General features: G+C 61.9%; 19 protein-coding genes. 6 read left to right on the top strand and 13 right to left on the bottom strand.

The window, feature by feature from the left end:
- Positions 1-84: 84 nt before the first annotated feature.
- The gene (locus BOP96_RS15930; protein ID WP_003191051.1) at positions 85-696 is read right to left on the bottom strand and encodes an FMN-dependent NADH-azoreductase; all 612 of its coding nucleotides are present in this window, start codon (positions 694-696) and stop codon (positions 85-87) included.
- Positions 697-821: 125 nt separating this feature from the next.
- Here BOP96_RS15930 and BOP96_RS15925 point away from each other — a divergent pair, with 125 nt between their 5' ends.
- Together BOP96_RS15925 and BOP96_RS15920 are read left to right on the top strand one after the other, a co-directional pair.
- Positions 822-1730, top strand: a complete 909-nt coding sequence (locus tag BOP96_RS15925) for a LysR substrate-binding domain-containing protein (protein ID WP_014718355.1) — start codon at positions 822-824, stop codon at positions 1728-1730.
- Positions 1727-2083 (top strand): MmcQ/YjbR family DNA-binding protein, encoded by a 357-nt coding sequence (locus BOP96_RS15920; RefSeq protein WP_073453291.1) that lies wholly within the window; start codon positions 1727-1729, stop codon positions 2081-2083. The genes BOP96_RS15925 and BOP96_RS15920 overlap by 4 nt, the downstream gene beginning before the upstream one ends.
- Here the strand turns inward: BOP96_RS15920 and BOP96_RS15915 are convergent.
- Positions 2072-2455 (bottom strand): DUF1294 domain-containing protein, encoded by a 384-nt coding sequence (locus BOP96_RS15915; protein WP_060767460.1) that lies wholly within the window; start codon positions 2453-2455, stop codon positions 2072-2074. The two genes, BOP96_RS15920 and BOP96_RS15915, sit on opposite strands and share 12 nt — an antisense overlap.
- The gene (locus BOP96_RS15910) at positions 2452-3282 is read right to left on the bottom strand and encodes an undecaprenyl-diphosphate phosphatase (protein WP_073453289.1); all 831 of its coding nucleotides are present in this window, start codon (positions 3280-3282) and stop codon (positions 2452-2454) included. Before BOP96_RS15910 ends, BOP96_RS15915 begins: the two co-directional genes overlap by 4 nt.
- A gap of 226 nt (positions 3283-3508) precedes the next feature.
- Between BOP96_RS15910 and BOP96_RS15905 the strand changes: the two genes are divergently transcribed.
- A complete protein-coding gene (locus BOP96_RS15905) occupies positions 3509-5143 on the top strand; it encodes a methyl-accepting chemotaxis protein (protein WP_019820153.1) in 1635 nt (544 codons plus the stop codon).
- Positions 5144-5190: 47 nt separating this feature from the next.
- Here the strand turns inward: BOP96_RS15905 and dctM are convergent, their stop codons facing one another.
- From dctM to BOP96_RS15865, 8 genes are all read right to left on the bottom strand, one after another.
- Positions 5191-6471, bottom strand: a complete 1281-nt coding sequence (gene dctM / locus BOP96_RS15900) for a C4-dicarboxylate TRAP transporter large permease protein DctM (protein WP_014718351.1) — start codon at positions 6469-6471, stop codon at positions 5191-5193.
- Entirely contained in the window at positions 6471-7103 is a 633-nt protein-coding gene (locus BOP96_RS15895) for a TRAP transporter small permease (RefSeq protein WP_019820154.1), read from the bottom strand. Before BOP96_RS15895 ends, dctM begins: the two co-directional genes overlap by 1 nt.
- Before the next feature lie 199 nt (positions 7104-7302).
- Positions 7303-8286, bottom strand: a complete 984-nt coding sequence (dctP, locus tag BOP96_RS15890) for a C4-dicarboxylate TRAP substrate-binding protein DctP (RefSeq protein ID WP_014718349.1) — start codon at positions 8284-8286, stop codon at positions 7303-7305.
- Positions 8287-8504: 218 nt separating this feature from the next.
- Entirely contained in the window at positions 8505-9320 is an 816-nt protein-coding gene (locus BOP96_RS15885; RefSeq protein ID WP_073453287.1) for an HpcH/HpaI aldolase/citrate lyase family protein, read from the bottom strand.
- A gap of 14 nt (positions 9321-9334) precedes the next feature.
- Positions 9335-10528 carry a CaiB/BaiF CoA transferase family protein gene (locus tag BOP96_RS15880; protein ID WP_073453285.1) on the bottom strand — a complete coding sequence of 398 codons (1194 nt, stop codon included), beginning with the start codon at positions 10526-10528 and terminating at the stop codon, positions 9335-9337.
- 10 nt (positions 10529-10538) lie between these two features.
- Positions 10539-11888 (bottom strand): MmgE/PrpD family protein, encoded by a 1350-nt coding sequence (locus BOP96_RS15875; protein WP_019820158.1) that lies wholly within the window; start codon positions 11886-11888, stop codon positions 10539-10541.
- 10 nt (positions 11889-11898) lie between these two features.
- Entirely contained in the window at positions 11899-13062 is a 1164-nt protein-coding gene (locus BOP96_RS15870; protein WP_060767458.1) for an acyl-CoA dehydrogenase family protein, read from the bottom strand.
- 28 nt (positions 13063-13090) lie between these two features.
- Positions 13091-13909 (bottom strand): FAS1-like dehydratase domain-containing protein, encoded by an 819-nt coding sequence (locus BOP96_RS15865; RefSeq protein ID WP_020301505.1) that lies wholly within the window; start codon positions 13907-13909, stop codon positions 13091-13093.
- A 273-nt stretch (positions 13910-14182) separates the two neighbouring features.
- On the opposite strand from BOP96_RS15865, the gene BOP96_RS15860 reads away from it, so the two are divergent.
- The 3 genes from BOP96_RS15860 to BOP96_RS15850 all read left to right on the top strand — a co-directional run bounded on the left by BOP96_RS15860 (position 14183) and on the right by BOP96_RS15850 (position 17830).
- Complete coding sequence (locus BOP96_RS15860) at positions 14183-15082, top strand: LysR family transcriptional regulator (protein WP_014718343.1); 900 nt, start codon at positions 14183-14185, stop codon at positions 15080-15082.
- 116 nt (positions 15083-15198) lie between these two features.
- A complete protein-coding gene (locus tag BOP96_RS15855; RefSeq protein ID WP_073453283.1) occupies positions 15199-17022 on the top strand; it encodes a serine hydrolase domain-containing protein in 1824 nt (607 codons plus the stop codon).
- Between the two features lie 16 nt (positions 17023-17038).
- Positions 17039-17830 carry a MipA/OmpV family protein gene (locus BOP96_RS15850; protein WP_032902151.1) on the top strand — a complete coding sequence of 264 codons (792 nt, stop codon included), beginning with the start codon at positions 17039-17041 and terminating at the stop codon, positions 17828-17830.
- 137 nt (positions 17831-17967) lie between these two features.
- Here the strand turns inward: BOP96_RS15850 and BOP96_RS15845 are convergent, their stop codons facing one another.
- Entirely contained in the window at positions 17968-19245 is a 1278-nt protein-coding gene (locus tag BOP96_RS15845) for an ATP-binding protein (protein ID WP_014718340.1), read from the bottom strand.
- Positions 19246-19953, bottom strand: coding sequence for a response regulator (locus BOP96_RS15840; protein ID WP_014718339.1), 708 nt, complete (start codon positions 19951-19953; stop codon positions 19246-19248).
- Between the last annotated feature and the right edge of the window lie 75 nt (positions 19954-20028).

Genomic DNA, 20028 nt, shown 5'->3' with positions numbered 1-20028 from the left:
CGCTCGCGTTCAGGCGATCAGAATACAGAGTTTAGGCGCTCGGTTTCAGAATGAAACCGAGGACAGGGCACATTTACATAAGCCTTACGCAGCGGCGAACAGTTGCTCGTTGATGCGCACGTTGGCGTCGCTCATGGCTTTGCTGCGCACTTCGTCACCGTAGGCCAGGCCTTCAGCGCGCACGATCTCGATGTCGGTGATGCCCAGGAAACCGAACAGCAGCTTCAAGTAGCCTTCGTGGGCAGCGCCCGAGGCCTGGTCGGCATGCAGGCCACCGGCGGTGGAAACAATAATGACTTTCTTGTTGCCGCACAGGCCTTCAGGGCCGGCTTCGGTGTAGCGGAAGGTCTGGCCGGCTACCGCGATGCGGTCGATCCAGGCTTTCAACTGGGTGGGGATGGTGAAATTGTACATCGGCGCACCGACTACCACGGCATCGGCGGCGAGGAACTCAGCCAGGGACGATGCACTCAGTTCAGCCTCGTGCTTTTGCGCCGCATCACGCAGTTCAGCGGCAGTGCCCAATGCGCCAAGGGTAGCGCCGGAGAAATGGTTGATGCCTTCGCTGGCGAGGTCACGGTAAGTCACTTCCACGCCCGGTTGGGCGGCTTGCCATGCCTTGACCACACCCGCGCTGAGCTGGCGGGAGGCCGAGTTGTCGCCGAGGATGCTGGAATCGATGTGCAACAGTTTCATGATGGATCTCCGAGGTGGGATCGACAGTGGCGATCAGATGGTGGTGATGCTACGCATGAAACCAATGGTCGATAAGCCGCCTGAAATGCGATAGTTTGTCCCACTGACAGGACAATAGGCCCACCATGCAAGACCTCAATGACCTCTACTATTTCGCCAAAGTCGTCGAAGCCGGCGGTTTTGCTGCGGCTGGCCGGCTACTCGGCATTCCCAAATCCAGGCTTTCACGGCGCATTGCCGAGCTGGAAGACCGCCTGGGTGCACGCCTGCTGCAACGCACCACCCGACAACTGACCCTCACCGCCGTGGGCGAGCGCTACTTGCGCCACTGCCAAGCCATGCTGTTGGAGGCGGAAATGGCCGACGAGGCCGTAGCCAGCATGTCCAGCGAGCCGCGTGGGCGGCTGCGAGTCAGTTGCCCAGTGGGCCTGGCCCAGCAGATCCTGCCGGAGCTGGTAGCCGGTTTTCTGGCCGCGCACCCGTTGGTGCAGTTGGACATGACCCTGGTGAATCGCCGCGTCGACCTGGTAGCCGAAGGCATTGATGTAGCGCTGCGCGTACGCGAACTGGGCGACGAAGACCCGTTACTGGTCACCAAACGCCTGCGCCAGGCGCATACCGTGCTGGTGGCCAGCCCCGTTTTCATGCGTGAGCGGCGGGTCGAAACCCTGGAAGACCTCAAGCAGTTGCCAATCCTTGGCGCACTCGAGGCGGACCGAATGGTGCACCAACGCATCATCGACCCCCAGGGCAACATGCACGAGCTAGTGATGGAGGCGCGCCTGGGCATCGAAGACTTTATCGTGCGCAAGGCCAGCGCAATGATGGGCGTGGGCTTTACGGTGCTGCCAATGATGTACTGCGAAGAAGAACTGGCCAGCGGCCGCCTGGTGCAACTGCTGCCGCAATGGTCATTACCAGGCGGCTGGCTGCAAGCGGTCTACCCGCACCGGCGCGGCGTGCTGCCGGCCATCCGGGCCTGGATCGACTACCTGGAAGAAGGCTTCAAAGGCTGTGGAGATCGGCTGTTATGAGCATGACGGAAGAACAAGTCGCACGTTTTTGCCTGAGCCTGCCAGGCGCACGGGAAGACTATAAATGGGGCGGCGTGCGGGTGTTCTCGATTGCTGGCAACAAGATGTTCGCCTTGCAGAACCTGCGCGGTGAGTCGCTGGCCTTCAAGGTCGACAAAGAACTGTTCCTGGGTCACGTCGACCGCCCGGGCATTCACCCGGCGCCTTACCTGGCGAGGGCGCAGTGGGTCATCATGAACACGCCCTACCCTTTGGGCGCAGAGGAACTGCGTGGCTTGTTGCAGCGCTCCCACCAGTTGGTGGTGAGCAAGCTGCCCAAGCGCACACAGATTGGCTTGTGGCTAGAGGATTGACAGCAAGGTGCCGCCAAGAAACAGCTGGTCCAGCCAGAACACCTGGTGCAACAGCACAATCACCCAGAACAGCACCTGGTAAGACACCTTGCGCGTCTTGTGCCGGAACACCTGCTGGGCAATCAACGCCCCCGGCCAACCGCCCGCCAGCTCCACCGCATGCAGGATGTTTTCCGGGGTGCGCCAGCCTTCGGTCTGCGCCTTGCGCTTGTCGCTCCAATAAAGAAAGAACGCCACCACACTGACCACGCCGTAGGCCATCAACGGAATCGCCGTTTCGCCGCGATACCACAGCAAGGCCGAGCCCAGCAGCGGCGCGACACACAGCAGTACAAAGATCAGCGCCTTCAGGCGTGGGTGCTGGATAGTCATGGCTTGACCGCAGTCCAGTCGATCCAGCCGAACTGCCAGGTCGCCAGGATGACCAGGCCAAAGGCAATCCGGTACCAGGCAAACACCGCGTAGCTGTGGCTGGCGATGAATTTGAGCAAGCCCTTGACCGCAATCATCGCGAAGATGAACGAGGTGACGAAACCAATGGCGAACACTGGAAAATCCGCCGGCTGGAACAGATCGCGGTACTTGTAACCCGAGTACACCGCCGCCCCAACCATGGTCGGCATGGCCAGGAAGAATGAAAATTCGGTGGCCGTCTTGCGCGACAGGCCGAACAACAGGCCGCCGATGATCGTCGCACCGGAGCGCGAAGTGCCCGGGATCATCGCCAGGCACTGGGCCAGGCCGACCTTGAGGGCGTCTTTCCAGGTGATGTCGTCGACGGTTTCAGCCCGCACTGCATGTTGGCGGCGCTCGGCCCACAACATGATCACGCCACCCACTACCAGGGCAGTCGCTACAGTGATCGGGTTAAACAGGTAGTGCTTGATCAGGTCGGCAAAAATCACCCCCAATACCACCGCCGGCAACACGGCGATGATCAGGTTGACGGTAAAGCGCCGGGCCTTGGGCTGGGTCGGCAGGCCGATGACCACGTTAAAGATCTTGCGCCGAAACTCCCAGACTACCGCCAGGATCGCGCCCAGCTGGATGATGATGTTGAAGGCTTCGAAACGCTCGCCGCCAAAATTGATCAGGTCGGCGACGATGATCTGGTGGCCAGTGCTGGAGATCGGCAAGAACTCCGTAAGCCCCTCGACGATGCCGAGAATCAATGCCTGTATGGCGGTCCAAAAATCCATGCTGTCTCCAAAGGCCATGCGCGTGGCATGCCTCTTAGTCTTTTTTAAGTTCACTGACGACGAGCGCACACAAGCGCCCGCAGTTGATTCTCAACGCCGGTCTGCAAAAATTCCGTGAAAAATCAGGCAGTACTCAGGTTTTTCGATTCCGGGCCGAAAGCCTATCAGACACGCCGGAAATCTCGAAGCAGCACCACAATTATAAAGAGCAGGGAGTGACAGGACGATGAACAGTTTGCGCAGCATGTCGATCAGCCGCCGCCTTTGGCTGATCCTGATAGTCGCCGTGTTGATGCTGCTGGCCTTGGGGCTGTTAATGCTCAACCAGATCCACGGCGACCTCTACCAGGCCAAGCGCCAGCAGACCCAGCACGTGGTGCAGACCGCCAGTGGCGTACTCAGCTATTACCAGAGCCTGGAAAAAACCGGCGTACTGACTCGCGACGCCGCGCAACAACAGGCCCTGAGCGCGGTGCGCGGGCTGCGTTATGACCACGATGACTACTTCTGGATCAACGACCTCACCCCCGTGATGATCATGCACGCGGCCAACCCCAAGCTCGACGGCCAGAACCTTTCGGCGATTCGCGACCCGGACGGTTTCGCCGTGTTTAACGAATTCGTGAGCCTGGCCAAGGCCAAGGGCGCCGGCATCGTCAACTACCGCTGGCCGAAGCCCGGCGCCGAAGCGCCGGTAGAGAAAACCTCGTACATCCAACTGTTCGAACCCTGGGGCTGGATTATCGGCTCCGGGGTCTACGTGGACGATGTGCAGGCCGAATTCAGGGGCCAGGTGTGGAAAGCCTCGGCCATTGGCCTGGGCATTGCGCTGATGATGGCCGTGCTGGTGGTGCTGATTGCCCGCAGCATCGTGCAGCCGTTGCAGGCCGCGGTGAATGCCATGGGCAATATTGCCAGTGGCGAAAGTGACCTGACCCACAGCCTCGATACCCACGGCCGTGACGAATTGACGCAACTGGCCCAGCACTTCAATAGCTTCACCGCCAAGCTGCGCCAGGTGGTCGGCCAGTTGCAGGTGTGCGCGAACGCCCTGGGCCAGTCGTCCAGCGAGCTGGGCCACAACGCCAGCCAGGCCCACGACCGCAGCCAGCAGCAGTCCCAGCAGATGGAACTGGTGGCCACCGCCATCAACGAAGTCACCTACGGCGTGCAGGACGTGGCCAAGAATGCCGAGCACGCCGCCAGCGAAATGCGCGATGCACAGGCCCAGGCACAGCAGGGCCAGGTCAATATCGACGGCAGCTTGCAGCAGATCGACCAGCTCTCCACCACTATCAGCCAGGCCGTGGAGGTGATCCGCACGCTCTCCAGCGAGAGCACGCAGATCGGCGGGGTACTGGAGGTGATCCGCTCCATCGCCGACCAGACCAACCTGCTCGCCCTCAACGCCGCCATCGAAGCCGCCCGTGCGGGCGAGCAAGGCCGCGGGTTTGCGGTGGTCGCCGATGAGGTGCGCCTGCTAGCCCAGCGCACGCAGAAATCCACCGCCGAGATCCAGGTGATGATCGAGCGCCTGCAAGGCCACTCCGAAGCGGCGGTCAAGGTCATCAGCGACAGCCACAGCGCCTCGCAACTGACCATTGAACAAGCCGGCCAGGCGGGCGCAAGCCTCACCGCCATCGGCCAGGCGCTGCACAACCTCAACGGCCTGAACGCCTCGATTGCCAGCGCCACCCTGCAACAGGCCCACGTGGTGGAAGACATCAACCAGAACGTCACCCAAGCGGCCGGGCTGTCCCACAGCACCGCGCTGGCAGCGGAGCAATCGAGCGTGGCGAGTGCACAGTTGCGTGGCTTGAGTGAACAGCTTGATGGGCTTTTGCGTCAGTTCAAGGTTTGACATCCCTCAGCGGTGGGAGGGCTGCCCTCTCCCACCGTCTAGCGGCCTCACATCCCCAGCCACTGCGGCAGCGCGAGGGAAATGAACGGCAGGTAGGTGACCATGATCAGGAACACCAACAGAATCATCAGCCACGGCATCGCGGCGCGAATGGTCTGCCCTAGAGTCAGCCCCGTCACCGCCGAGGTCACGAACAGGTTCAGCCCCACCGGCGGGTGCACCAGGCCGATTTCCATGTTCACCACCATCACAATCCCCAGATGAATCGGGTCAATCCCGAGCTTCATCGCAATCGGGAAAAAGATCGGCGCCAGGATCAGCACAATGGCCGAAGGCTCCATAAAGCTGCCGGCAATCAGCAGCACCACGTTGACCATGATCAAAAAGCCAATCGGCGTGAGCCCTTCCGAGATTACCCACGCGGTAATTTGCTGGGGGATCTGTTCGGTGGTCAGCACGTGGGCAAACAGCATGGCGTTGGCGATGATGAACATCAGCATGATCGACAAGCGCCCCGACTCCAGCAGCACCTTGGGGCAGTCGCGCAGCTTCATGTCCTTGTAGACGAACAGCGCGACGAATGCTGAATACACGGCTGCCACTGCCGCCGCTTCGGTCGGGGTGAACATGCCGCTGTAAATGCCGCCGAGGATGATCACCAGCAGCAACAGCCCCCAGAACGCTCGGCGTGCACAACTCAGCCACTCACGGAATGTCGCCCGGGGTTGCGCCGGCAGCTTCTTGATACGGGCGACGATGTAGATCGCGACCATCAACATCAGGCCCAGCAGCAAGCCCGGAATCACCCCGGCCATGAACAATTTGCCTACTGAGGTTTCGGTCGCCGCCGAATACACCACCATCACGATCGACGGCGGAATCAGAATGCCCAAGGTCCCGGCGTTGCAGATGATGCCCGCCCCAAACTCCTTGGGGTAACCGGAACGCACCATGCCCGCCACGGCAATCGAGCCCACCGCTGCCACCGTGGCCGGTGATGAGCCGGACAGCGCCGCAAACAGCATGCACGCCAGCACCGCCGCAATCGCCAGGCCACCGCGGATATGCCCGACACAGGCGTTGGCAAAGTCGATCAGCCGCTGGGCCACGCCGCCGGTGGTCATGAAGGCGCCGGATAACAGGAAAAACGGAATCGCCAGAAAGGTATAGGCGTCGCTGGTTTCAAACAGTTTGATCGCCAGGGAACTCACAGAGTCCTGGCTGAACATCAGGATCGACACCGCACCGGACAACCCCAGGGCAATCGCAATTGGCACGCCCAGAAACATGAACACGAACAACAGGAGAAACAGACAGAGCACGGCCATCAGTGACGCTCCTCATGGCTGCCGGCCAACTTGCTGGCCTCGCCGGCCTCGTCGGCCAGGCCCAACCCGACCTGGCGGTGGGTAAAGATGCGGTAGAAAATTTCCAGGTAGCGGATCAAGACCAAGGCAAAGCCAATGGGCACGATCACCACGATGTCGCCGACATCGATGCCGAACTGGTCGAGGTCTTCGGCGCCGATATGCGCGGTCATCACCGCACTCACCCACTTGTAGCTGGCCACCATGAACAGCCCGGCATAGGCCAGGCAGCACAGGCAGGCGAGCATGCCGAGCAGGCGTTGCACCGGGCGCCGGGTCAGCCGCACCAGCGCGTCCACGCCCAGGTGGCCAGCGGTGCGCACGCCGTAGGAAATGCCGAAGAAAATCAACCAGCCGAACATGGCCTTGGTCAGCGCCACACTCCAGGTCATCTCTTGGGCCCAGGCCATGGTGCCGTCGCCCAGGGCATTGAAGAAGGCGCTGCTCCAGGCCCATTTGTCGGCCAGGGCAAAAAACAGGGTGTAGACGTTGTTGAGCATGACGTAGACGAATGTCACCAGGGTCATGGCGGCCAGCAGGAAAGCAATGAAGCCTTCCTCCAGGTGCTCCCAGACGCGCCTTAGCGTTTGCATGGCAAAACCTCACGAGGCAGAGATAGGTAAAAACCAGGTCAACCTGTAGATCGTTCTCACGCTCCGCGTGGTAATGCCGCCCCGGACGTTCCACGTCCTGTATCACGCCGTGCGTAAGGCGACGCGGAGCGTCACGGGATGCATTACCACGCGGAGCTTGGGAACGATCAGTCGCGGGCAAGCCCGCTCCCACAGAGGTTTACTGGTTGGAAGCGTCCGCCGCCTTGATCAGGTCAGCCCCAATCTCGCCCTCGAACTTCTGCCACACCGGGCGCATGGCTTCGCGCCACAGCGCACGTTGCTCGGGGGTCAGTTCGATGATTTCACTGGTCTTGGCGTCGACGATCTTCTGCTTGGCCGACTGGTTCAGCGCTTCGGCCTGCTTGTTCACCTCCACGGTGACCTCGGCCATGATCTGCTCCAGGGTGCTGCGCACATCCGGCGCCAGGCCATTCCAGAACTTCGCGTTGGTGATCACCATGTAGTCGATCAGGCCATGGTTGGACTCGGTGAAGTACTTCTGCACTTCATTGACCTTCTGGCTTTCATAGTTCGACCAGGTATTCTCGGTGCCATTCACGGTACCGGTCTGCAGGCCCTGGTAAACCTCGGCAAAGCTCATCTTGCGCGGGTTGGCGCGGATCGCCTTGAACTGTTCTTCGAGCACACTGGAAGCCTGCACGCGGAACTTCAGGCCACGGGCGTCCTTGGGTTCATGCAGGGCCTTGTTGGCGGAGAGTTGCTTGAGGCCGTTGTGCCAATAGGCCAGGCCGAGGATGTTCTTATCCTGCATCGAGGTCAGCAGTTGCTTGCCCTGAGCGGCCTGGAAACGGTCGACGGCGGCCAGGTCGTTGAACAGGAACGGCAGGTCGTAGATCTGCACTTGCTTGGTGTAGTGCTCGAATTTGGCCAGGGACGGCGCCAGCATTTGCACGTCACCCAACAGCAATGCTTCCATTTCCTTGCCATCGCCAAACAGCGACGAGTTCGGGTACACCTCGACCTTGACCTTGCCGGGCAGGCGCTCTTCAGCAAGTTTTTTGAACAGCAGCGCGCCCTGGCCTTTGGGGGTGTTTTCGGCCACCACATGGGCGAACTTGATCACAATCGGGTCTGCCGCCTGGGCCAGGCCAGCGGTAAACAAGGTGGCGGCGCACAGCAGCGCCCGGGAAAGCTTGAGCATGGGAATCACCTTCTTATTGTTGTGTTTAAGGCAAGGTGCCTGATGTAACGCGTGTCGTGAATTTCGAATTTTAGATACCTGCGTTCGGCCTGGCCGAACGCGCCCAGTGTGGGAGCTGGCTTGCCTGCGATAGCGGTGTGTCAGGCAACACAGACATTGACTGTTCTGCCGCTATCGCAGGCAAGCCAGCTCCCACACTTTGTTCCCGGTTTTGTCAGTTACAGTTGCGCGGCCAGCAGCCTTTGAGCGCGCAGCAACACCGGCGCATCCACCATCTGCCCATCAATCTGATAAGCCCCTGCCCCATGGGCGCCCGCCTCCACCACCCGCCTGGCCCAGGCCAGCTCTTCGGCGCTCGGCGCCAGCGCGGCATGGATCACCGCGACTTGCTTGGGATGAATGCACAACGCCCCGGCAAAACCCATCTCATAGGCGTGCCGGATCGAACGGTGCAGGCCTTCTGGGTCGTCGATGGCCGGGTGCACGCCGTCCAGCGGCGCCGCCAGGCCCGCGGCGCGCGAATGCACGATCAACGCCAGGCGCGCCTGGTCGAGGGCCAATTCGGCGGCACGGGAGTGACTGCTCAGGTTCAGGTCCAGCGCCAGGTCCAGGCCACCGAACGACAGGCGCTCTACCTGGGGCGCCTGGGCAATCTGCGCCAGTGCCAGCAAACCGCGTGCGCTTTCGATAATCGGCCAGATAGCCTTGCCGGTAGCGGCCACCACAGCCACCTGGGCCGCGCTTTCGACCTTGGGCAGCAATACCCCGGCGACATTTGCATGGGCCTTGCAGAAGGCCACGTCCTCAAAATGTTCGGCATGTTGCGGCGCGTTGATGCGCACCCACACCTGGGCCTCGGGATGGGCGCACAGGAATGCCCCCAGATTATCCCGGGCCTGACGCTTGAGCGGTTCTTCCACCGCGTCTTCAAAATCCACAATCACTGCGTCGGCGCCGCTGGCCAGGGCCTTGGCAAACCGCTCCGGGCGGCTGCCCGGCACAAACAGCGCAGAACGTACTAAAGGCTTTGGCATCACTTGATTCCTGATTAGATAACGCCGCGCTCGCGCAGGCTGTTAATGGCCTCAACGGAGTAACCCAGCTGATCGAGGATGCCTTGGCTGTGTTGCCCCAGCGCTGGCACGCCGTCCATGCGCGGGGTAAACGCGGCGTTACGGGCCGGTGGCAGCAGCGACGGCAACGGCCCCGCCGGGCTGTCGACGTCGCGCCAGCTGTCGCGGGCCTTGAGTTGCGGGTGGTCCCACACGCCTTGCATATCGTTGACCCGGGCGCTGGCAATTTGCGCGTCTTCCAGGCGCTGGATCACCGCCTCGACGCCCAGTTGGGCAAAGCGCTCCACGATGATCTGGCGCAGCACCTCGCGGTTGGCCGAGCGCTTGAAATTGGCGCTGAAGCGTTCATCCATGGCCAGCGCCGGGGTGAGCAGCACTTTGTCGCAGAACGCCGCCCATTCGCGCTCGTTCTGCAAGCCGAGCATCACGGTGCCGCCGCCCCCGGTGGGAAACGGCCCGTAGGGGTAAATCGTCGAATGCGCGGCACCCGCACGCGGTGGCGGCGCCGCGCCGTCGAAGGCGTAATACATCGGGTAGCCCATCCACTCCACCAGGCTTTCGAGCATGCTTACATCGATGCGGCTGCCCTGGCCGGTTTTGCCGCGTAGCAGCAGCGCCGACAGAATGCCGCTGTAGGCGTACATGCCGGCGGAGATATCCGCGATGGAGCAACCGGCCTTGGCCATCTGTTCTTCTTCTGGGCCTCCGGTCACCGAGAGGAAGCCGCCCTCGCTCTGGATCAGCAGGTCGTAGGCTTTCTTTTTCTCGTAGGGCCCGCCTTCGCCATAGCCGGAAATATCGCAGACGATCAGGCGTGGAAAACGTACGTGCAGCGCCTCGAACGATAAGCCCATGCGCGCCGCCGCGCCGGGGGCAAGGTTCTGCACCAGCACATCGGCATCGGCCAGCAGCGCATCCAGAATGGCGCCCGCCTCGTCCTGCTTAAGGTCCAGGGTCAGGCTCTCCTTGGAGCGGTTGGTCCAGACGAAATGTGACGCCAGGCCACGCACCCGCTCGTCATAGCCACGGGCGAAATCGCCGGTGCCGGGGCGCTCTACCTTGATGACCCGGGCACCGAGGTCGGCCAGTTGGCGCGTACAGAACGGCGCGGCAATCGCGTGTTCCAGGCTGACGACGGTGATGCCGTCCAGCGGTCGTTGTTCAGTCATGACAAATCCCTCAAAGCCAATGGGCCATGGACGCGGTAGTTCGCAGGTTCCACACCTGCTCGATCAGGCGGTTGGCCTGGGCCGGGGTGCGGGCGCCGCTGAAGTCGGCCAGGCGCTGGAACTTGTCCGCCAGCTCGGCACGGCTCAGGGTGTTGCCCGGGTCGCCCTTGGGTTCATCAATGGCACCGTGCAGCGTGCGGCCATCGGTGGTGGTGACGGTAACGCGGCCCAGCCAGCGTTGCGGGTAGGCGTTGTCGACTTCGGGGTCCAGGCTCATGCAGACCTTGTCGCGAAACGCCGCGACCGCAGGATCGGTCAACGCCAGCTCATGGAATTCAGGCAAACCGGCTTTGCCATGCACAGCGATCAGCCCAAGCACCGTGCCCATGGAAAATTTGGCCTGGTGCACGGTGGTCGGCACCGTCACTCGGCCGAGTACGTCAATGGCGCCTTGGTGCACGTGGGTTTGCACCTGGGAGATCTGCGCAGCGCTCAGGCCTTCACGCTGCATCACGTCCAGCAGCGCATCGGCAGCAGGATGGGTGTGGCGACAGGAGGCGTGGAATTTGAACGAGGTTTCCACCAGCGCCCAACGGCTGCCCAGCTCGGAAGACAATTTGCCCGGTTGGGCATCACTGGACATACCGGCCGCCAAGCCTTGCTCACCTTCAAGGATATTGCGCGCGCCGGTCAGCCCATCGGCCGTAAGGTAAGCCGCCAGCAAGCCGTCCGCCGCCGCCTTGGCCGTGTGCAGTTGCTTGGAGTCCGCGGCATCGCGCAGAAACTCCCACAGCCCGGCAGCCTGGGTGCCGGCGCTGCCGAGCAGGTTGATGAATTGTTCTTCGTTGAAGTCGAGCAACTTGCCCACCGCGACCGCCGCCGCCAGGGTGCCGACCGTGGCCGTGGTGTGGAAGATGCGGTAGTGGGAGCGGCCCATGAACTCACCGATGCGAATCCCGGCCTCATAGCCGGCTACAGAAGCCAGCAACAGCTCACGGCCAGACTTGCCGAGGTCCTGGGCAGCCGCCAATGCAGCGGGAAACACCACGGTGGCCGGGTGCAGCACGGAGCTGTTGTGCAGGTCATCCTGCTCCACCAGATGTGAGGAAGCGGCGTTGACCAGTGCGGCAAAATACGCGCTGGTGCCGGTGCCGTTGACGATCACCTGGGCCGGGCCGCTGCTCGGGCCCATCTTCTGCGCGTAGCGTTCAAACAGCGGGATCGGGTGCGCGCCTTGGCTGGCCAAGGCGGACGCGAGCCAATCCAGGTACAGTTCTTCGGTGCGCGCCAGCACGGGCTCGGGCAATTGTGAGTACGTCAGCTCGGCCAGGAATCGGCACAGGGCTTGGGTAGGGCTCATGCTCAGGCCCTCAGAAGCTACGTGGCAATTCGAGCAAATGCTCGGCCACGTAGGACAGGATCAGGTTGGTGGAGATCGGCGCCACCTGGTACAGGCGGGTTTCGCGGAACTTGCGCTCCACGTCGTACTCGCAGGCAAAGCCGAAGCCGCCGTGGGTTTGCAGGCAGGCATTGGCCGCTTCCCAGGACGCCTTGGCCGCCAGGTACTTGGCCATGTTGGCACTGGCCCCGGCGTTCTTGCCGCTGTCGTATTCCTCGCAGGCACGCCAGCGCATCAGGTCGGCCGCTTCGATCTCGATATGCGCCTCGGCAATCGGGAACTGCACGCCCTGGTTCTGCCCGATGGGCCGGCCAAACACCACACGGTCGCGGGCATAGGCGCTGGCCTTTTCGATGAACCAGCGGCCGTCACCGATGCACTCGGCGGCAATCAGCGTGCGCTCGGCATTCAGGCCATCAAGGATGTATTTGAAGCCCTTGCCCTCCTCGCCAATCAGGCTGTCCAGGGGCAGCTCCAGGTTGTCGAAGAACAGCTCGTTGGTCTCGTGGTTGACCATATTGGCGATGGGCTGCACGGTCAGGCCGTTGCCAATGGCCTGGCGCAGGTCCACCAGGAAGATCGACATGCCTTCGGATTTTTTCTTTACGTCGGCCAAGGACGTGGTGCGTGCCAGCAGAATCATCAGGTCGGAATGCTGTACCCGTGAGATCCAGACTTTCTGGCCGTTGATCACGTACTTGTCGCCGCGCTTGATCGCCGTGGTCTTGATCTTGGTGGTGTCGGTGCCGGTAGTGGGTTCGGTGACGGCCATCGACTGCAAGCGCAATTCACCGCTGGCCAGCTTGGGCAGGTAGTAACGTTTTTGCGCCTCGCTGCCATGACGCAGCAGGGTGAACATGTTGTACATCTGGCCGTGCACGGTGCCCGAGTTGCCGCCGCAGCGGTTGACTTCCTCAAGGATCACCGAGGCTTCGGCCAGGCCCAGGCCGGAACCGCCGTATTCCTCGGGGATCATTGCCGACAGCCAGCCAGCATCGGTCAGGGCCTTGACGAAGGCTTCGGGGAAGCCTTTTTCTTCATCGATCTTGCGCCAGTAAGCGGCATCGAACTCGGCGCACAAGGCGCGCACGCCGTCGCGGATCGCATTGAGTTCTTCGTTGTCATGGGCATTCATTTACGGCTCTCCGCCTGTTGTTATCGGGTTATTCGAAATGCACTTGGGCGGTCTGCGCCAGGCCTTCAGTGTCGCCAGCCCAGAGTTCTGCGACGCCGGTGGCGGTGATGCGCCCGCCGACCTCAAAAGGCTGTGGCGCAATCAGTGGGCGCACGCCGCGATAGGCAAAGCGGCGCAAGGTCGCCTCAGGGTGCGCTCGGCAAAACGCACGCAGGTTCAAGGTGGCGATCAGCGGGCCATGCACCACCAGGCCGGCATAGCCTTCGGTGCCGGTGACATAGGGGTAGTCGTAGTGGATGCGGTGGCCGTTGAACGTGACGGCGCTGTAGCGGAACAACAGGGTCGGCGTCGGCTCGACGGCCTCTGTCCATTCGCCCCGGGCCAGCGCGTCGCCGCTGCCAGGCTTGGGTGGCGTGGGTTCGCGGTAGACGATGTCCTGCTCCTCGCGGATGGCCAGGCGCCCTTCCTGGGAGTAGTCATGACGCACGGTGACAAATAGCAGTGAGCCGGTGCGCCCGGTCTTTTCTTCGACCTGGGTGATGGTCGACACGCGCGTAGCCGCCTCGCCAGCCCGCAGTGGGTGCAGAAATTCAAGACGCCCACCGGCCCACATGCGATTGCGGTTATCGGCCGGCGGCAGGAACCCGCCGCGTGCCGGGTGGCCGTCGCTGCCCAACGCCACCTCCGGCAGCGGGTCCTGGAAAAAGCACCATTGCCACAACGCAGGCACAGCGTCGCCGTCGGCAGGCACCTCTTCACCTAATGTGGCGGCGATGCGCTTGAGCAGGTTATGGCTCAGGTGGTCGTAGGCGGTCTCACTTCGGCCGATCCAATCAGTGGCGCTCATCGGGTGCAGGTCCTCAGGCAGTGGGTGTCTGCCGAGGATCATGCAAGGGCCAGCCCGTTCTGAGAATTTGCATTTCAATAAACCAGCGTTCGGTTATGCTGAATGCCAATTTAATTGGAAAACACCGCACATCCCTGTGGGAGCGGGCTTGCTCGCGAAAGCGCAGTGTCAGTCACTGAATACATTGCTGATACACCGCTTTCGCGAGCAAGCCCGCTCCCACATTTGGGTCTTCATTGTGATGAGGTTTGGTGTTTATACCGGGAGCCTTGCATGCACTTCGATCTCGCCGACCTGCGCCTGTTTATCCATATCGCCGAATCCCCCAGCCTCACTCAGGGTGCCAAGCGCGCCTTCCTGTCGCCGGCTGCCGCCAGTGCGCGGATCAAGGCCCTGGAAGGACAGCTCGACACGCGCCTGTTGTACCGCGACAGCCGGGGCGTGGAAATCACTCCGGCAGGCGAGCGCCTGTTACACCATGCGCGGTTGATCATGCGCCAGGTGGATTACCTCAAAAGCGAGTTCACCCAATACGGCGTGGATTCGGCCGGGCATATCCGTATCTTCGCCAACACCACGGCGGTCACCGAGTTTTTGCCGGAAGTCCTGGCAGGCTTTCTGTCACAGCGCCCGGGCGTCACCGTCGACCTGCAGGAACGCCTGTCACGAGACATCGTGCGCGGGGTGCTCGATGGCACCAGTGACATGGGTATCATCGCCGGCCCCGTGGAAGCCTCCGGCCTGCAAGTGTTGCATTTCAGCACCGATGAACTGGTGCTGATGGTGCCCGTCGGGCATGCCTTGGCCGAACTGCCTTCGGTCACCCTCGAGCAGACCCTGGCGTATCAGCATATCGGCCTGCATGAAGGCAGCACGCTGTTGAGTTTCCTGCGTGAACACGTCGAGCGTCTGGGCAAGCAATTGTCGCTGCGTATCCAGGTCTCGAGCTTCGAGGCGATCTGCCGGATGGTCGAGGCCGGCGTGGGCATTGGCATCATTCCAGAGTCCGCCGCCCTGCGTCACAGCCGCACCATGCAGCTGGTGACGGTGAAACTGGACGAGCCCTGGGCGATTCGCGAGCGCAGCATCCTGGTACGCGAGCTGGAAGCGCTGCCGGGGACCATACGCGCCCTGATCGCCACGTTGATGCCTGCCCCCCTGGGCAAATCCTGATGTTTTTATAAGCGGCCGTTAACAGTCTTTGACAGTTTCCCGACAAAGCACTCAAAGATTCTCAGCACCCGCCGCCCTAGCATTCCAGCATCCAAATCATCATTCGGGTGCTCTTGATGTTTCGCAGACTGCGCGGTATTCCGCTATTGGGTTGCCTGTTGGGCAGTATCGGTTGCCACTCGCAACCGCCTGCCCCGCCGCCGATTCAAAAAGGTGATTACGGCGCAATCATCCGCTACCTGCAAACCCGCATTCCCCAGGAGATGGCGCGGGACAATGTGGCGGGATTGTCGATTGCCCTGGTCAATGGCCAGGAGCTGATCTGGGCCCGCGGCTTTGGCTTGGCTGACAAAGACCTGGGGGTGCCGGTCACGCCCAATACCGCGTTTCGCGCCGGTGGCATCTCCAAGCTGCTGACCGCCACGGCGGCGCTGCAACTGGTGGAGCAGCAACACCTGGCGCTGGATGCGCCGATCCAGCAGACCCTGCGTGAGTTCTACGTACGCTCCCGCTTTCACAGCGACCAGGCCGAGGCGGATCGAGCGATCACCTTGCGGCGCTTGCTCAGCCATCAATCCGGCTTGCCCAGCGAGCACCTGCGCGACCTGCGCAGCACCTATGCCATGGGGCAGATGCCGATGCGTGTGTCGGGTGTGTGGCTGAGCAGCCTGCCGGGTTCCCAGGTGGCGTATTCCAACCTTGGCTATGCCTTGGTGGGCGCCGCCATTGAGCGTAGCAGCGGCAAAAGCTTCGAAGCCCAGTTACAAAGCAGCCTGCTCACACCCTTGCGAATGAACCAGTCCAGTTTCCTGGGTACCGGTGCGCAAATGAGCTATCGCGCCCACGGCTACGAGGATGGCAAGGCCAGCACCGACCCCCAGGTGCGTGACCTCGCCGCCGGTGGCCTGTGGACCAGCCCCAAAGACCTCAGCCGCTACGTGCGCATGCTGTTTGCCAAGGGCACCTACAAGGGCCGTCAGATCCTCGGCAGCGCTTCTATCGATGCCATGTTTACCCAGCAAAACACCGGCAACGCCTTGGATTTCGACTGCCAGATGGGCTTGGGCTGGTTCTTGGCGCCCTGTGGTGACGAGCCCATCGGCCCCGGTGTGCGCACCTACCAGCACAGCGGTGGCGGCGACGACTTCGTGGCCCAGTTGACCCTGCTGCCGGATCAGCAACTGGCCGTGGTCATCATGGCCAACGACAGCAACGCCGAAGACATGGTGGTGTCGCTGACCACCGACAGCCTGCGCCTGATGCTCCAGGCTCAGACCGGCAAGCCCGTATGCGCCGACGACTGCCAGGCCCCCAGCCACGGCCTCAAGCTGCGCCATGTACCGGCGGCGGTGGATCGCAAGCGCCTGGCCGGCTTCTACGCGACCGCCTGGGGCGTGTTCCGCATCAGGGATGAGCATGCCCGTTTGAGCGGTGAACTGGCCGGCTACGATTTCCAGCTATTGCGTGATGAGCAAGGCTGGCTGCGGGCGCAGAAAAAGATACTGGGGTTCTGGCGCAAGGACCTCGGCGATTTGCGCCGCGTGCAGCTGGATGTGCTCACGGTACAAGGCCGCCAAATGCTCACCGCCCGCAGCCACGGCCAACGCATTGCCATCGGCGAGCGCATCGAGCCGCCGCCCTTGTCCGCCGCGTGGGCCAACACGGTCGGCACCTACCAGGTGCTCAGCAGCCATGAACCCGACGCGCCATTGAGTGGCATCAGCGTGCGCCAGGAGGACGGTTTCCTGGTGATTCGCGGCCAATTAAACGGCGAGCCGCTGACCGACTACATCCTGCTGCCCATCGACAACGCCCATGCGGTGCTGGCCGGCAACGGCTACGGCCTGGGCGATACCGTCAGCCGCCAGGTCAACGGCCTGAGTGCTTCGGGCTACTCGTTCAAACGCACCCATTCACCCCACACACCCTTGAACCTCTAACCAGGAAAACACCCTGATGCACTCAAAAAACCTGTGCCTGTCATTGACCTCACTGTGCCTGCTCGCCGCCGCCGATACGGCGCTTGCCGAAGACTGGCAATACAGCCTCAAGGCCGGCATGGCCAACGCACCCCGCTACAGTGGCAGCGACGAACGTATGACGGCGCCTGTGCTCGGCGGCAAAATCATCAGCCCCTGGGGCGTCTTTCTCGACACTGATACGGGCTTGGGCTGGGGTTACGAAGGTGATGCCCTGAGCTTCAGCGCATACGTTGGCGCAAGCGATTCGCGCAAGGATAAAAATGAAAGCATGCATGCCGGCTCCAAACGCCTCAAAGGCATGGGCGAGATCAAGTCACGTCCGCAATTGGGGGTAAGTACCGCCTACAACCTCGGCGGTGTGATCATCGGCGCCACCCTGGAACATGCGCTTGAAGAAGATAAACACAAGGAAACCGGCAAGGCTTTTACCCACCTGGAGTTGAGCCTGGGTACCCATCTCTATGAAGGCCGCTACGGCTCCGTCGATGCCGCCATCAACAGCCACTTCGGTGACCGCAACTACCTGCAAACCTGGTACGGCGTGACTGCCGACCAGGCCACCCGCAGCCGCTTCAAGGAATACAAGGCAAGTGCCGGCAATATCAGCAATGGCATGAACCTCTCATGGAGCGTGCCGATCAACGAACACACGCAGTTCTCGACCTTGCTCGATGTGCAATACCTGGCGAATGAAGCAGGCAAGAGCCCGATTGTGGAGCAGCGGCTGCAGGCGTCGGTGTTGGGGGAGCTGCAGTACACCTTCTGATCTGACTTGCCCTCTGTAGGAGCGAGCTTGCTCGCGAAAAACTCGCAGGCGCCGCGTTTATCCAGAAAACACGCGTTATCGTTGAGGTTCTTCGCGAGCAAGCTCGCTCCTACAGGATGGCATGGGGGCAAACCGCCTTACTCTGCATAGGCCCACGTCATTCGAAACGACGCCCCGCCCCACTCCGAATCCTGCACTTCCACCTGCCCGCCATGCCACTGGCTGACACGCTTGACCAGCGCCAGACCCAGGCCAAATCCGCCTGTGCGGCGGTCGCGGCTGGCGTCAAGGCGCAGGAAGGGTTCGAATATCTTGGTGCGACCCTCCAGCGGTACCCCCGGCCCATCGTCGTTGACCCGCACTTCGTAACCGCTGCCAAACTTGACCAGCGACACTTCCACGCGACGATCGGCATAACGAATCGCGTTGCGCAGCAGGTTGATCACGGCCCGCGCCATAAAGCGTGGCTCGATCTGGATAACGTCCACCTCGCAGGTGCGCAACGACAACTGCACCCCTTCTGCTTCGGCCTCCAGGGCCACGCTGCCGATCACACTGTCGAGCCAACTGTGGGCCTCGATTTGCTCGCGGGTGACCTGGGTAGCGCCTGGCTCAAGGCTGGCATAGGTCAACAGCTCGGAGACCATTTCTTCCAGTTCACCGAGGTCGGCGTACATGTCGTTGATCAACGCTCGGCTTTGCCGTGGGTCACTCTGCTGCCTGAGCTGGTCCAGCTCGAATGACAGCCGCGCAATCGGCGTGCGCAATTCGTGGGAGACCGCGTTGGTGAGTTCGCGCTGGTTGGCGATCAAACCTTCGATGCGCTCGGCCATCTGGTTGAAGTGCCCGGCCAGTGAGCGCACGGTGGAGCGACTCGGCAGCAAGATGCGCGAGCCCAGGTCATTGTCACCGAAACGTTGCGCTGCCAGGCGGATGTGCTCCAGGTCGCGCCAGTGTGGACGCACCCAGAAATACAGGACGATGGCCAGGCTCACGCCCAGGAAGCCATAGGCCCACAGGTATAACCACTTGGGTTCTTCCGGCAATCTGATTTCGAGCAGTTGCGGGCCGTCGTCGATAGGCGCGAGAAATTTCATGAAGTCTTCGCGCACCACCACCTGGTCAGCCGCCAGGAGTTTCTGTTCCCGTTCGCTCAAATCCTGGGTGTCGCGCTGCACCAATTTGAGCCGCAAGCCGTAATGCGGTTGCAGCTCGTCCAGGCGTGCCTGGCGTGCCTCTGCCTGCACGGGGCGCAGTTGCTCCACCAGGGCCCAGGCCGGGCCGCGCAGGGCTTCACGGTTATAGGTTTCGTTGGACTCGGGCATGTAGGCGTCCAGGCCGTAGTTGACCAACCAGATCGACCCGGCCAGACCGAGCGCGAGAATCAAATAGAGGCGCAGATACAAGCGCAGCATCTACACCTCCCACGCGAACGGATTGAACAGGTAGCCCTTGCCCCAGATGGTCTTGATGCACACCGGCTCGCGGGGGTTGTCATTGAGCTTGCCGCGCAGTTTGCTGATGTACACGTCTACGCTGCGGTTCAGGCCGTCAAAAGCGATGCCGCGCATGCGGTTGAGGATGTCGTCGCGAGAGAGAATCTTGCCCGCGCTGCTGGCCAGCAACCACAGCAACTCGAATTCCATGGTGGTGAGGTCAATGGTCTCGCCGCCCAGGCGGACCACCCGGCAACTGCGATCAATCGACAAGCGGCCAAATTCCAGGGCACCGCGCACGGTGGGCTCGGGCACTTGACGGCGCTGCAGCGCACGCAGGCGCGCCAACAACACCGGCGGTTTGATCGGCTTGATCACGTAGTCGTCAGCACCGGACTCAAGGCCAAGGATATGGTCCAGGTCATCTTCCTTGGCGGTGAGGATCACGATGGGCGTGTCCGACACGTTGCGAATCTCGCGGCAGACATGCAGCCCGCTCTGACCCGGCAGCATCAGATCGAGCACGACGATCTTCGGCTTGAAATCCAGGAACGCCGCCAAGGCTTCATCACCCCGGTACACCACCCGTACCTCGAAACCATGCTGCGACAGAAAATGCGAGACCAGCCCTGCCAGCTTTTCATCGTCCTCAACGAGCAAGACCTTGCCCAGACCCAGGTTTTCCATAAGTTCTCAGTGTGGATGCGCGGATTGAAATGGGGCCATTATAGGTGGCAAGCTGGCCGACAGATGTGGCTGACC

The organism is Pseudomonas sp. FSL W5-0203 (assembly GCF_001896155.1).
In the GTDB taxonomy this organism is placed as follows: Bacteria; Pseudomonadota; Gammaproteobacteria; order Pseudomonadales; family Pseudomonadaceae; genus Aquipseudomonas; species Aquipseudomonas paracarnis.
This window is presented reverse-complemented; position numbering and strand designations above follow the sequence as displayed.

Bases quoted from the DNA above. Each gene is read 5' to 3' on its own strand.
- BOP96_RS15895 (WP_019820154.1), bottom strand. From the start codon at position 7,103: ATGCAAACGCTAAGGCGCGTCTGGGAGCACCTGGAGGAAGGCTTCATT.
- BOP96_RS15915 (WP_060767460.1), bottom strand. From the start codon at position 2,455: ATGACTATCCAGCACCCACGCCTGAAGGCGCTGATCTTTGTACTGCTG.
- BOP96_RS15840 (WP_014718339.1), bottom strand. From the start codon at position 19,953: ATGGAAAACCTGGGTCTGGGCAAGGTCTTGCTCGTTGAGGACGATGAA.
- BOP96_RS15910 (WP_073453289.1), bottom strand. From the start codon at position 3,282: ATGGATTTTTGGACCGCCATACAGGCATTGATTCTCGGCATCGTCGAG.
- BOP96_RS15860 (WP_014718343.1), top strand. From the start codon at position 14,183: ATGCACTTCGATCTCGCCGACCTGCGCCTGTTTATCCATATCGCCGAA.
- BOP96_RS15875 (WP_019820158.1), bottom strand. From the start codon at position 11,888: ATGAGCCCTACCCAAGCCCTGTGCCGATTCCTGGCCGAGCTGACGTAC.
- BOP96_RS15905 (WP_019820153.1), top strand. From the start codon at position 3,509: ATGAACAGTTTGCGCAGCATGTCGATCAGCCGCCGCCTTTGGCTGATC.
- dctM (WP_014718351.1), bottom strand. From the start codon at position 6,471: ATGGCCGTGCTCTGTCTGTTTCTCCTGTTGTTCGTGTTCATGTTTCTG.
- BOP96_RS15930 (WP_003191051.1), bottom strand. From the start codon at position 696: ATGAAACTGTTGCACATCGATTCCAGCATCCTCGGCGACAACTCGGCC.
- BOP96_RS15870 (WP_060767458.1), bottom strand. From the start codon at position 13,062: ATGAATGCCCATGACAACGAAGAACTCAATGCGATCCGCGACGGCGTG.
- BOP96_RS15885 (WP_073453287.1), bottom strand. From the start codon at position 9,320: ATGCCAAAGCCTTTAGTACGTTCTGCGCTGTTTGTGCCGGGCAGCCGC.
- BOP96_RS15845 (WP_014718340.1), bottom strand. From the start codon at position 19,245: ATGCTGCGCTTGTATCTGCGCCTCTATTTGATTCTCGCGCTCGGTCTG.
- BOP96_RS15855 (WP_073453283.1), top strand. From the start codon at position 15,199: ATGTTTCGCAGACTGCGCGGTATTCCGCTATTGGGTTGCCTGTTGGGC.
- BOP96_RS15865 (WP_020301505.1), bottom strand. From the start codon at position 13,909: ATGAGCGCCACTGATTGGATCGGCCGAAGTGAGACCGCCTACGACCAC.
- BOP96_RS15920 (WP_073453291.1), top strand. From the start codon at position 1,727: ATGAGCATGACGGAAGAACAAGTCGCACGTTTTTGCCTGAGCCTGCCA.
- BOP96_RS15850 (WP_032902151.1), top strand. From the start codon at position 17,039: ATGCACTCAAAAAACCTGTGCCTGTCATTGACCTCACTGTGCCTGCTC.
- dctP (WP_014718349.1), bottom strand. From the start codon at position 8,286: ATGCTCAAGCTTTCCCGGGCGCTGCTGTGCGCCGCCACCTTGTTTACC.
- BOP96_RS15925 (WP_014718355.1), top strand. From the start codon at position 822: ATGCAAGACCTCAATGACCTCTACTATTTCGCCAAAGTCGTCGAAGCC.
- BOP96_RS15880 (WP_073453285.1), bottom strand. From the start codon at position 10,528: ATGACTGAACAACGACCGCTGGACGGCATCACCGTCGTCAGCCTGGAA.